This window comes from Pantoea phyllosphaerae, assembly GCF_051025595.1.
In the GTDB taxonomy this organism is placed as follows: Bacteria; Pseudomonadota; Gammaproteobacteria; order Enterobacterales; family Enterobacteriaceae; genus Pantoea.
The window spans coordinates 171,378-183,151 of sequence record NZ_JBPFDE010000008.1; the positions used below are offsets into that span (position 1 = coordinate 171,378).

At 58.8% G+C, this 11,774-nt stretch carries 11 protein-coding genes; 10 read left to right on the top strand and 1 reads right to left on the bottom strand.

Annotation, left to right across the window (positions count from 1 at the left end; translation table 11 throughout):
- The first annotated feature begins 3 nt into the window (after window positions 1–3).
- The gene (locus tag ACR6A7_RS12860) at window positions 4–2,364 is read left to right on the top strand and encodes a glycoside hydrolase family 31 protein (protein ID WP_434125241.1); all 2,361 of its coding nucleotides are present in this window, start codon (window positions 4–6) and stop codon (window positions 2,362–2,364) included.
- A 191-nt stretch (window positions 2,365–2,555) separates the two neighbouring features.
- Here ACR6A7_RS12860 and ftnA read toward each other — a convergent pair whose 3' ends face one another.
- The gene (gene ftnA / locus ACR6A7_RS12865) at window positions 2,556–3,065 is read right to left on the bottom strand and encodes a non-heme ferritin (protein ID WP_434125242.1); all 510 of its coding nucleotides are present in this window, start codon (window positions 3,063–3,065) and stop codon (window positions 2,556–2,558) included.
- A gap of 443 nt (window positions 3,066–3,508) precedes the next feature.
- Between ftnA and ACR6A7_RS12870 the strand changes: the two genes are divergently transcribed.
- The 9 genes from ACR6A7_RS12870 to deoC all read left to right on the top strand — a co-directional run bounded on the left by ACR6A7_RS12870 (window position 3,509) and on the right by deoC (window position 11,731).
- The gene (locus ACR6A7_RS12870; protein WP_434125243.1) at window positions 3,509–4,180 is read left to right on the top strand and encodes a nucleoside recognition domain-containing protein; all 672 of its coding nucleotides are present in this window, start codon (window positions 3,509–3,511) and stop codon (window positions 4,178–4,180) included.
- Window positions 4,170–4,643, top strand: a complete 474-nt coding sequence (locus ACR6A7_RS12875; protein WP_434125245.1) for a YjiG family protein — start codon at window positions 4,170–4,172, stop codon at window positions 4,641–4,643. Before ACR6A7_RS12870 ends, ACR6A7_RS12875 begins: the two co-directional genes overlap by 11 nt.
- A gap of 10 nt (window positions 4,644–4,653) precedes the next feature.
- Complete coding sequence (locus tag ACR6A7_RS12880; RefSeq protein ID WP_434125246.1) at window positions 4,654–5,757, top strand: M20 peptidase aminoacylase family protein; 1,104 nt, start codon at window positions 4,654–4,656, stop codon at window positions 5,755–5,757.
- A gap of 263 nt (window positions 5,758–6,020) precedes the next feature.
- The gene (prfC, locus tag ACR6A7_RS12885; RefSeq protein ID WP_434125247.1) at window positions 6,021–7,604 is read left to right on the top strand and encodes a peptide chain release factor 3; all 1,584 of its coding nucleotides are present in this window, start codon (window positions 6,021–6,023) and stop codon (window positions 7,602–7,604) included.
- Window positions 7,605–7,863: 259 nt separating this feature from the next.
- Window positions 7,864–8,478, top strand: a complete 615-nt coding sequence (gene osmY, locus ACR6A7_RS12890) for a molecular chaperone OsmY (RefSeq protein WP_434125248.1) — start codon at window positions 7,864–7,866, stop codon at window positions 8,476–8,478.
- A 99-nt stretch (window positions 8,479–8,577) separates the two neighbouring features.
- Window positions 8,578–8,739 carry a DUF1328 domain-containing protein gene (locus ACR6A7_RS12895; protein WP_009634777.1) on the top strand — a complete coding sequence of 54 codons (162 nt, stop codon included), beginning with the start codon at window positions 8,578–8,580 and terminating at the stop codon, window positions 8,737–8,739.
- Window positions 8,740–8,954: 215 nt separating this feature from the next.
- Window positions 8,955–10,007 carry a patatin-like phospholipase family protein gene (locus tag ACR6A7_RS12900; protein ID WP_434125249.1) on the top strand — a complete coding sequence of 351 codons (1,053 nt, stop codon included), beginning with the start codon at window positions 8,955–8,957 and terminating at the stop codon, window positions 10,005–10,007.
- Window positions 10,004–10,780, top strand: a complete 777-nt coding sequence (locus ACR6A7_RS12905; protein WP_434125251.1) for a TatD family hydrolase — start codon at window positions 10,004–10,006, stop codon at window positions 10,778–10,780. Before ACR6A7_RS12900 ends, ACR6A7_RS12905 begins: the two co-directional genes overlap by 4 nt.
- 171 nt (window positions 10,781–10,951) lie before the next feature.
- On the top strand, window positions 10,952–11,731 hold the full coding sequence (deoC, locus tag ACR6A7_RS12910) for a deoxyribose-phosphate aldolase (protein WP_434125252.1): 780 nt from the start codon (window positions 10,952–10,954) through the stop codon (window positions 11,729–11,731).
- The last annotated feature ends 43 nt before the right edge of the window (window positions 11,732–11,774 follow it).

An 11,774-nucleotide genomic window follows, 5' to 3' on the forward strand; every position in this document is an offset into this window, starting at 1 on the left:
GTTATGAAAACCCTGAAGAACTGGACGCTGAGTCAGCACGCCGATCACTTTGTCGAGCTGAAGGTGGATAACCGCCATCTGCTGCGCCTGTATGTGCTGGAGTCAGGTCTGATGCGCGTGCTGCTGAAGCGCGACGGCGAGCTGGCCCTGAACCGGACCTGGAGCATCGCACCAGGGGACGACGTGCCCTGGGAGGGGCGCGAGCGCGAATCCCTCGACGGGTTTGGGCTGCCGGGCTTTCAGCTGGAGCACGAGGCGAACCAGCTGCGCATCAGCACCGACCGGCTGCGCGTAACGGTGCATCATCCGCTCTGCCTGAGCTGGGAGCATTATCACCAGGGGCAGTGGCAGCCGCTGGCGGCCGATCGCCACACCGGCGCCTATCTGCTGAACGCGCACGGCGACGGGGTGGAGCACTATCAGCGCCGTCAGCCGCAGGATCGCGTCTACGGCCTCGGCGAAAAGAGCGGTGACTTGAACCGCAGCGGCCGTCGCTTTGAGATGCGCAACCTCGATGCGATGGGCTATAACGCCGCCAGCACCGATCCGCTCTATAAGCATATTCCCTTTACCCTGACGCAGCGCGACGGCGTGAGCTTTGGCCTGTTTTACGACAACCTGAGCAGCAGCTGGCTCGATCTCGGCAACGAGCTGGACAACTACCATCTGCCCTATCGCCGCTACCGCGCTGAGGCGGGCGATCTCGACTACTACCTGATGCTGGGGCCGAAGCTACTGGATGTGACGAAGGCCTTTGTGCGCCTGACCGGCCGCACTATTTTTCAGCCTAAGTGGAGCCTGGGCTACAGCGGCTCGACCATGCACTACACCGACGCGCCGGATGCGCAGCAGCAGCTACAGGGCTTCATCCGCCTCTGCCGCGAGCATGAGATCCCCTGCGACTCGTTTCAGCTCTCCTCGGGCTACACCTCAATCAACAACAAGCGCTATGTCTTTAACTGGAACTACGACAAGGTGCCGAATCCCAACGGCATGAGCGAGGCGTTCCACGCGGCAGGCATGAAGCTGGCGGCCAATATCAAACCCTGCCTGCTGCAGGATCATCCGCGCTATCAGGAAGTGGCGTCGCAGGGGCTGTTTATTCGCGACTCGGAGCAGGATCGCCCCGAGCGTTCGGTGTTCTGGGACGATGAGGGATCGCACCTCGACTTTACGCATCCGCAGGCGGTGCGCTGGTGGCAGGAGAACGTGACCGCGCAGCTGCTGGAGAAGGGCATCGACGCGACCTGGAACGATAACAACGAATATGAAGTGTGGGACGGCGAAGCGCGCTGCCACGGGTTCGGGCAGAGCATCGCCATCAAACACATTCGCCCGGTGATGCCGCTGCTGATGATGCGCGCCTCGCTGGAGGCGCAGCAGCGCTTCGCGCCGGAGAAGCGGCCCTATCTGATCTCCCGTTCCGGCTGTGCCGGGATGCAGCGCTACGTGCAGACGTGGAGCGGAGATAACCGCACCAGCTGGCAGACGCTGCGCTACAACATCCGCATGGGACTAGGCATGAGCCTTTCGGGCCTGTTTAACGTCGGTCACGACGTCGGCGGCTTCTCCGGCGACAAGCCGGATGCCGAACTCTTTGTGCGCTGGGTGCAGAACGGCGTGATGCATCCGCGCTTCACCATCCACTCCTGGAACGACGATCACACCGTGAACGAACCCTGGATGTATCCGGAGGTGACGCCGCTGATCCGCGAGGCGATCCGTCTGCGCTACCGCCTGATGCCCTATCTCTACACCCTGCTGTGGCAGGCGAGCGCGCAGGATGAGCCGATGCTGCGTCCCACTTTCCTCGATCACGAAGAGGACAGTGAGACGTACCGCGAAAACGACGACTTTCTGCTGGGGCGCGATCTGCTGGTGGCCAGCGTGGTGGAGGAGGGCAGCCGCGAGCGCGAGGTCTATCTGCCGCGCAACGCCCACGGCTGGTATGACTGGCACAGCGGCCAGTGGCTGGCGGGCGGCCAGACCGTGACGCTGGACGCGCCGCTCGATCGCTTGCCGCTGCTGGCGCGCGCCGGTTCCGCCATTCCGCTGGGACGCTGCGAAAGCACCACCGATGCGCGGCTCGACAGCGTGCGCGAACTGCAGCTGTGGCCTGCGCCGGGCGAAGCGCGCACCGAGGGCGAGTTTTTCGACGACGACGGCGAGAGTCACGGCTGGCGGCAGGGCAATGCGCTCTGGATGCGCTGGGCGCTGCGCAGCAGCGGCGATCGTCTTGAGCTGACGCTGGAGAAGCGCGGCGACTATCAGCCAGCGTGGCGTGAGATTGAGGTGTTGCTGCCTGCTGGCGAGCGGCGCGAGCTGTGGATCAACGGCGAGAAGGGCGGGCGGTTTAGCTTGTAAAACCAAGAAGAGATGTTTGCGAGCGAGGCGCGACAGCAGGTGAGATGGCCCGATCGCAAAGTCGCTTTACGCATCCTTGCTCGCTCGGCCCGCGACCTCCCTGTCGCGGGACGCTTTGCTCTTCGGGCCATCTCACCCGCTTATTGACTTTTTATGCTGTCTATTCGTCTTTAAAGGCAACAACAAAGGTACTAGTTAGCGCCGTGGCTTTCCGCATTCATACGCGCCAGATCTTTATCGACCAGGAACAGGCCTTCGCCTTTGTGGCCCACCAGCGCCAGCTTATCCAGCACGGTTTTGAACAGCTTCTCTTCTTCGTGCTGCTCAGCCACGTACCACTGCAGGAAATTGAAGGTGGAGTAGTCGAGGGAAGTAATGGCCGCATGCGCCAGCTCGTTGATCTTGCGCGTAATCAGCTTCTCATGCTCCAGCGCCTGCTCCAGCAGCTCCGGCAGGGAGTTATAGGCGACCGGCGGCGCGGCGATAGAGCCCAGCACCGGCATCGCGCCCGTATCGCTCAGGTAGTCGAACAGGCGCTGCATATGCTCCATCTCTTCGCGAGAGTGCTCTTTCAGAAACGCCGCTGCGCCTTCCAGACCTTTATCGCTGCACCACGCGCTCATCTGCAAATAGAGATTCGCGGAGAAAAATTCGAGGTTAAGTTGATCGTTAAGACGCGCGGTCATTTCAGCAGTCAGCATTAGCGATTCCTTTATAGAGGCAAAATAAGTAAACAGGTGATAAGTGATGAATTATGCACCATAAAGCGCGGGGAAAGATAGTTTTTTACGAAAAAATCACATTTTATCTCATTGATTTAAATAGAATTATTTAGCTATTTGAATGCGAGCGATTATCATTCCTTGACCCGTTATGCTTCGCACTACGTTAGTGCAAAGCTGATGCGTATTAATGGTGCAGAGCGGCTTACTTCCTGTGCGAAGTTGGAAAAAGGGCAATATTCGCTGCGCCAGCCTGGCGCGGATAAATATAAAGCGATGCAGATTTGACCAGTTATTTATTTAAAAGCGAAAGCGAGGAAAACTTTATTTTCAAAAGAGACGTTATGCGACGGCTGGCATAAATCCTGCAACCGTCAGAGTTCCATATATCGCAACTGATAAACTAGTCGCAGGGAATAACCATGTCTGAAGAAAAAATAACGCTGACAGGCGAACGGGTTTCAGCCAGCAAAGGAAGTTATCTGGCACTGATTGTGGCTATCCTCTTTTTTTCAGGATTGCTGTACCAGGTAGAGGGCTTTCACTGGCTGGGTGCCTTTGACTTCACCACGCTGGGCGGCAGCTTCGGCACCATGAAGGATCCCGCCAGCAATACCTTTCTCGGCGCGGGCGGACTGAGCGCCAAAGCGGGCTTTCTCTTTGCGCTCTCGCTGACGCCGACCGTCATGCTGGCGCTGGGCGTGCTGGAAATTTTTACCCACTACGGCGCGATGCGCGCGGCGCACAAGCTGCTGACGCCGCTGCTGCAGCCGCTGATGGGGCTGCCGGGGCGCTGCGGGCTAGCGCTGATCACCGATCTGCAAAGCACCGATGCGGGCGCCGCGCTGACCAAAGAGATGTATGACCGCGGTCAGGTAACGAAAAAAGATATTGTGGTGATGAGCGCCTGGCAATATTCCGGCGCAGGATTGATCAATAACTATTTTGCTATCGGGTCGGCGCTGTTCGCCTCAATGACGCTGCCGATTATTATTCCGCTCGCCTTGATGTTCGTTCTTAAATTTGTCGGTGCGGCGCTGACGCGTTGTGTGTTAAACAGTGTTTATAAGAAGGATTTCAGCGATGGAAAATAACGGCGCGGTAAAAAGCAGTCAGAACCCTTTTGATATTTTTGTCGCTGGCGCGCGCAAAGGTTTCCATATTGCCATTCATAACCTGATGCCGAACGTGGTGATGGCCTATGTACTGGCGGAGGTGCTTAATTTACTCGGCATTATGCCGTTTCTCGGCCAGCTGTTCGCGCCGGTAATGGGGCTGTTTGGCCTGCCGGGCGAAGCGATTACCGTACTGCTGACCGCCTGGCTCTCCTCTTCAGCCGGTACCGGCGTAGCGGTGAGCCTGCTGACCAAAGGGATAGTGACCGGCGCGGATATCACTATTCTGGCGCCCGCCATTTTTTTGATGGGGTCGCAGCTGCAGTACATGGGCCGCCTGCTGGGCGTGGCCGACGTGCCGAAAAAATACTGGCCGCTGCTGATGCTGGTAAGCGTCATCAATGCGGCGATCGCGATGTTCGTTATGCGTCTTTTTGTTTAGGAGAGAAGCGGTGTCAAAGGTCTTAGAGCACTATCACTATCTGCATGAGATTCCAGAACTGGGCTTTCAGGAGGTTAAAACCTCCGCCTATATTGCCGGGCAGCTGGAGAAAGCCGGGCTGAAGGTGACGCGCAATATCAATCAGACCACCGGCATCGTGGCGGAGATCGACAGCGGCGTACCGGGTCCGGTGCTGGCGCTGCGCGCCGACATGGACGCGCTCGGCCATATCATCGACGGCGTTGCCTGCGCGCGCCACACCTGCGGCCATGATGGCCACGCTTCTGTGGTGCTGACCGCCGCGCAGGAGCTGCTGGCGGAGGGGGCGGTGAAAAAAGGGCGGCTGAAAATTCTGTTCCAGCCAGCCGAAGAGCTGGGCGCTGGCGCGCTGGCGATGGTAGAGGGCGGCGCGCTGGATGACGTGGAGATGATCTTCGGTTTCCATTTGCGGCCGCTGGAGGAGTGCGTGGTGGGGCAGGCGACGCCAGCGGTGCTCTACTCCGCCTGCTCGACGCTGGAGGCCACCATTAAAGGCGCGCCCGCGCACGCCGCGCGTCCGCATCTCGGCATTAACGCGCTGGATGCGGCGGTGCAGGCGGTCAATGCCGTCAACGCCATTCATCTCTCGCCGGGGCTGAACTGGAGCGTAAAAGCGACGCGCTTTCTCTGCGACGCTGGCGTCACTAACTCGGTGCCCGACGAGGCGCGCGTGGTCTGGGATCTGCGTTCACAGGAGAACGCGCCGATGGCGATGCTGAAGGAGAAGGTCACTCAGGCGATCCAGCACAGCGTCGCGGCGCTGGGCGCATCGGCTCAGGTGGTGGTACTGAAAGAGATGCCGGCGGCGGAGATCCATGATGACGCGACGGCGGTGATCCGCGCGGCGATTACCGAGGTGCTGGGCGAAGAGGGCTTACTGGAGGCAAAAACCACGCCGGGCAGCGAAGATTTCTTTTTCTATCCGGTCAAGCGCCCTCACGTTAAGGCGGGCTTCTGGGGACTGGGGACCAACCTGACGCCAGGCCTGCACCATCCCGACATGCGCTTCGATCTCAACGCGCTGGAGATCGGGGTGAATATCTTTAAATCCTGCGTAAAAAGCGTGCTGGGATAAATAAGCGGCTGCCCGCATGACTGCGGGCAGCCGCTGAAATTTTACCGGCCCTGTTCGCCGCCGCGCGCAAAATATTGTATGCTATGCCGCCTTAACGAAGACTGGGTAACCGGAATCGCCGCCAATGTAGAACGCGCATCAACCACCGCCTTCTGACGCCGTTGCGTCACGCCTGGCTCCGTTTACCTGCCGGATTTCCGGCCATCATGATTACTCTGCAGCGTCCCCCTGTGTGACGTTGCCTCGATGAGAAGAACTCACTCATGTCTAATTTCATGCAAGAGGTGGCGCGCCGCCGCACCTTTGCGATCATTTCGCACCCCGATGCCGGTAAAACCACCATCACTGAAAAAGTGCTGCTGTTCGGACAGGCTATCCAGACCGCCGGTACGGTAAAAGGTCGCGGCTCCAGCCAGCACGCCAAATCGGACTGGATGGAGATGGAGAAGCAGCGCGGTATCTCTATTACCACCTCCGTTATGCAGTTCCCCTACCGCGAGAGCCTGGTCAACCTGCTCGATACGCCGGGGCACGAAGACTTCTCGGAAGATACCTACCGTACCCTGACGGCGGTGGACTGCTGCCTGATGGTGATCGACGCGGCCAAAGGCGTCGAGGATCGTACCCGTAAGCTGATGGAGGTCACCCGTCTGCGCGACACGCCGATCCTGACCTTTATGAACAAGCTCGACCGCGACATCCGCGATCCGATGGAACTGCTGGATGAAGTGGAGAGCGAGCTGAAAATCGCCTGCGCGCCGATTACCTGGCCGATCGGCTGCGGCAAACTGTTCAAAGGCGTTTACCACCTCTATAACGACGAAACCTATCTCTACCAGACGGGCAAGGGCCACACCATTCAGGAAGTGCGCATCGTCAAAGGGCTGGATAACCCTGAGCTGGACAGCGCGGTCGGCGAAGAGCTGGCGGCGCAGCTGCGCGAAGAGCTGGAGCTGGTTAAAGGCGCGTCGCACGAGTTCGATCGCGAGCTGTTCCTGAGCGGCGAGATCACGCCGGTCTTTTTCGGCACCGCGCTGGGCAACTTTGGCGTCGATCATATGCTCGACGGTCTGGTCTCCTGGGCACCCGCGCCGATGCCGCGCGCGACTGACCTGCGTACCGTGAGCGCGCAGGAAGAGAAGTTCAGCGGTTTCGTATTCAAAATTCAGGCAAACATGGACCCGAAACACCGCGACCGCGTCGCCTTTATGCGCGTGGTGTCCGGTAAATATGAAAAGGGCATGAAGCTGCGTCAGGTGCGCACCGGCAAAGATGTGGTGATCTCCGACGCGCTGACCTTTATGGCGGGCGACCGTTCGCACGTGGAAGAGGCCTGGCCGGGCGACATCATCGGTCTGCACAACCACGGCACCATTCAGATCGGCGACACCTTTACCCAGGGCGAGAACATGAAGTTCACCGGCATTCCGAACTTCGCCCCGGAGCTGTTCCGTCGCATCCGCCTGCGCGATCCGCTCAAGCAGAAACAGTTGCTGAAAGGGCTGGTGCAGCTGTCGGAAGAGGGCGCGGTGCAGGTGTTCCGCCCGGTGCACAACAACGATCTGATCGTGGGTGCGGTGGGCGTGCTGCAGTTTGACGTCGTCGTGGCGCGTCTGAAAAGTGAATACAACGTCGAAGCGATCTACGAAGCGATCAACGTTTCAACAGCGCGCTGGGTCGAGTGCAGCGATGCGAAGAAATTCGAAGAGTTCCAGCGTAAAAACGAGGTGAACCTCGCGCTGGACGGCGGCGATAATCTGACCTACATCGCACCGACCATGGTTAACCTGAACATCACGCAAGAGCGCTATCCTGACGTGATTTTCCGCAAAACCCGCGAGCATTAATCCACGTTACAACAGGGCCGACCAGCTTTGGCTGGCCCTGTTCTTCCTCTCCAGACTCCTCCTAAAAATCCTGTTTTTCCGCTTAACTGGCGTGCTATCAACCAGTTATTCAGGCAAAACGCCAAACAGCGACTATGATTATTCTGTCGGACGGCAAAAGAGAAATAGCTTCTCGCTTACGTCCAGCGATGCAGCAGCGCCGTTTGCTGCTGTTGCGCCCACGGTTGTGGGTGAGCTCACTGACAGAAGGAAGATATCGATGAATAAGACTAAGATTGCCCAAACGCTGATGGCGGTAATGGTTGGTTCCGCCCTGTTAAGCGGCAGCGCCCTGGCTGATGACTCGCTGACGCAAAAAGCGCAGCAAAGCGCGGATAACGCCGGTGCGAAAATCAATAGTTCTATGAAAAAAGTCGATGGATTTATGGATGACAGCGCCGTCACTGCAAAAGCCAAAGCGGCTCTGGTAGATGACGAGGCGATAAAAAGTACGGATATCTCCGTGAAAACGCATGATGGCGTGGTAACCCTGAGCGGTTTTGTCACCTCGCAGGACCAGGCTGAAAAAGCCGTCGCCGTTGTGAAAAACGTGGAAGGTGTTAAATCCGTCAGCGACAAACTGCACGTTAAAGACAGCAAATCACAAAGTATGAAGGGATATGCCGGAGATGCGGCAACGACGAGCGAAATTAAAGCTAAACTATTAGCAGATGACATCGTTCCGTCGCGTCACGTTAAGGTAGAAACCACTGACGGCGTGGTTCAGCTTTCAGGAACCGTCGCGACTAAAGCGCAGTCAGATCGCGCTGAAAGTATCGCGAAAGCGATCGAAGGCGTTAAAAGCGTTAAGAACGACCTGACCGTGAAGTCTTAACGTCGTGAGCGCGGCGTCCCTGCGACGCCGTGCTGACAAAACAAAACCCAAACTGGGAAGAAACGAGCAGTTCGATTTCACTATGGTAAGGAGAGGCTTATGTTTCGTTGGGGTATTATTTTTCTGGTAATTGCACTGATCGCGGCGGCGTTAGGATTTGGCGGCCTGGCCGGTACGGCAGCATGGGCGGCTAAAGTTGTCTTCGTCGTTGGTATTATCCTGTTCCTCGTGAGCCTGTTTACCGGCCGCAAACGACTCTGACCGGTTGTGTCATTCTGATTTTCGCAACGAGCATGCATAAAGCGGAGACCAGCCAGCCGCCGCGCCGCGTAAAGGAAACGCACCAGGCGCGACGGCCGCTGCCGGAGGTTGTGGCGGCAGGTCAGGAGTAAAACATGGCTGGTTCTCCGGGATGCTGTCAACCTGAAGCGGATAAACGCAACGGCAAACCTCAGAACCTTTTCTGAGGAACAGAAGTGGGTATCCGGATCCCTGTCACGCTGGGCGCACTTGAACCCTTAGCCCTTTCCCCGTTTAAAGCGCGAAAAATCGCCCTGGTATGTGAAGGCGGCGGTCAGCGCGGCATTTTCACCGCAGGCGTGCTGGATGAGTTTCAGCGGGCCAAATTCAATCCTTTCGATCTTTTTATCGGCACCTCAGCTGGCGCGCAGAATCTCTCTGCTTTTGTCTGCGGACAGCAGGGCTACGCGCGGCGCGTCATTACCCGCTACACCACCAGCAAACTCTTTTTCGATCCGCTGCGTTTCGTGCGCGGCGGCAACCTGATCGATCTCGACTGGCTAATCGACGTAACCCAGCGCGAACTGCCGCTGGCGCTGGAGAGCGCTAAACTGCTGTTCGACAGTGGACGCGAGTTTTATATGTGCGCCTGCCGCAGCGACGACTACTCGCCTGGCTACTTTGCGCCGACCCGCGCCAACTGGCACGATCTGATTAAGGCGTCGAGCGCCATTCCCGGCTTTTACCGCCTTGGCGTCGATCTGGAAGGCATCAGCTATCTCGACGGCGGTATCAGCGACGCCATTCCCGTGCGCGAAGCGGCGCGGCGCGGCGCCGACACCATCGTGGTGATCCGCACCGTCCCGTCGCAGATGTTCTATACGCCAAAATGGATGAAGCGCATGGAGCGCTGGCTTAACGCCAGTGCGCTGCAGCCGATGATCAATATCCTGCATCATCATGAAGCGAGCTACCGTGAGATTCAGCAGTTTATCGAGCAGCCTCCCGGCGACCTGCGCATCATCGAAATCTACCCGCCGCACGTGCTGGCGAGCATGGCGCTGGGCAGCCGCGTCGCCGCGTTAAATCAGGATTATCACCTGGGACGGCGCTGCGGCCGCTACTTCCTCGCCACGCTGGGGCAGTGGCTCAGCGACGCCGAGCCGTTTGTGCGCTATACCACCGTTACGCCGCCCGCGCCGGTCGCCAACGCGCCCGACAACCGGCCGATTATGACGCCGCCGGTGGCGGGCAATGACGCAGACTATGATGAGGATTCGCTGGCATGAGATTTACCGATACCCACTGCCATTTCGATTTTCCGCCCTTTGTCGACGATGAGCCTGCCAGCATCGCGCGCGCCGCCGAAGCGGGCGTGGAGCGTATTATCGTGCCAGCAGTAGAGGCAAGCCGCTTTGCGCGCGTCGTGTCGCTGGCGGCACACTACCCCGCGCTCTACGCCGCGCTCGGCCTGCATCCCATCTTTGTTGAGCGCCACGAGGATGCCCATCTTGAGCAGCTGGAAAACTGGCTGCGGCAGCGACCAGCGAAGCTGACGGCGATAGGGGAGATCGGCCTCGACCTCTATAGGGAGAATCCACAGTTTGCGCGCCAGGAGTTTTTGCTCGACGCGCAGCTGCGGCTGGCGAAGCAGTATGATTTGCCGGTGCTCCTGCATTCGCGTCGCACCCATGACAAGCTGGCGCTGCATCTGCGCCGCCACAACTTGCCGCGGCGCGGCGTGGTGCACGGCTTTGCGGGGAGCCTGCAGCAGGCGCAGGCCTTTATCAAACTCGGCTATGCGATCGGCGTTGGCGGCACCCTGACCTATGAACGCGCCAGCAAAACCCGTAACACCCTGGCGCAGCTGCCGCTCGACGCGCTGCTGCTGGAGACCGACGCGCCCGATATGCCGCTGCACGGCTTCCAGGGCGAGCCGAACCGGCCGGAGCGGGCGCGTCTGGTATGGCAAACCCTGTGCGAACTGCGCCCCGAACCGCCACAGGTTATCGCCGAAGCGCTGTGGCGCAATACGTGTGCGCTGTTCAACCTGCCTGACTGATCTCTCCTGATGTGATAATAGTAACATTGCGCCTCTCTGCGTTATAATGACGCTGTTGCTAACAGCTACTGGCGGCGGTGTGATGAAATACACGTTATCTGCCGCTTTATGTTGTTATAATTATCACATTACACCGGCGCCTCGGCGTCTGTTTGTTATCTGGAGAACAACATGACTGACATTACCGCCGCTGCGCAGCGCGCGCTGCAACTGATGGACCTGACGACCCTGAACGAAGACGATACCGATGAGAAGGTGATCGCGCTCTGCCGTCAGGCAAAATCACCGGCGGGCAACACCGCCGCGATCTGCATCTATCCACGCTTTATTCCGGTTGCGCGCAAAGCGCTGCGCGAGCAGGGCACGCCTGAGATCCGCATCGCCACCGTTACTAACTTCCCGCACGGCAACGATGATATCGATATTGCGCTGGCGGAAACCCGCGCCGCCATCGCCTACGGCGCGGATGAAGTCGACGTGGTATTCCCTTATCGCGCGCTGATCGCCGGCAACGCGCAGATCGGTTTTGATCTGGTGAAGGCCTGTAAAGCGGCGTGCGCAGAAGCTAATGTGCTGCTGAAGGTGATCATCGAAAGCGGCGAGCTGAAAGAGGAGGCGCTGATCCGTCAGGCTTCTGAGATCGCCATTGACGCTGGCGCGGACTTTATCAAGACCTCTACCGGCAAGGTGCCGGTCAACGCCACGCCGGAAGTGGCGCAGATCATGATGAGCGTGATCCGCGACAAAGGTGTGAAAGAGAAGGTGGGCTTTAAGCCAGCGGGTGGCGTGCGCACGGCGGATGATGCGGCTATCTACCTCAGGCTGGCGGACGATATCCTTGGCGAAGGCTGGGCCGACGCGCGCCACTTCCGCTTCGGCGCGTCCAGCCTGTTAGCCAGCCTGCTGAACGCGCTGGGCCATCAGAGCGCCACCAGCAAAACTGGCTACTGATTGCGTGACGGCGGCTGCTGGCCGCCATTCTCATCTCAACCCT

Bases quoted from the DNA above. Each gene is read 5' to 3' on its own strand.
- ACR6A7_RS12860 (WP_434125241.1), top strand. From the start codon at position 4: ATGAAAACCCTGAAGAACTGGACGCTGAGTCAGCACGCCGATCACTTT.
- ACR6A7_RS12895 (WP_009634777.1), top strand. From the start codon at position 8,578: ATGTTTCGTTGGGGTATTATTTTTCTGGTAATTGCACTGATCGCGGCG.
- ACR6A7_RS12870 (WP_434125243.1), top strand. From the start codon at position 3,509: ATGTCTGAAGAAAAAATAACGCTGACAGGCGAACGGGTTTCAGCCAGC.
- ACR6A7_RS12905 (WP_434125251.1), top strand. From the start codon at position 10,004: ATGAGATTTACCGATACCCACTGCCATTTCGATTTTCCGCCCTTTGTC.
- osmY (WP_434125248.1), top strand. From the start codon at position 7,864: ATGAATAAGACTAAGATTGCCCAAACGCTGATGGCGGTAATGGTTGGT.
- ACR6A7_RS12875 (WP_434125245.1), top strand. From the start codon at position 4,170: ATGGAAAATAACGGCGCGGTAAAAAGCAGTCAGAACCCTTTTGATATT.
- prfC (WP_434125247.1), top strand. From the start codon at position 6,021: ATGTCTAATTTCATGCAAGAGGTGGCGCGCCGCCGCACCTTTGCGATC.
- deoC (WP_434125252.1), top strand. From the start codon at position 10,952: ATGACTGACATTACCGCCGCTGCGCAGCGCGCGCTGCAACTGATGGAC.
- ftnA (WP_434125242.1), bottom strand. From the start codon at position 3,065: ATGCTGACTGCTGAAATGACCGCGCGTCTTAACGATCAACTTAACCTC.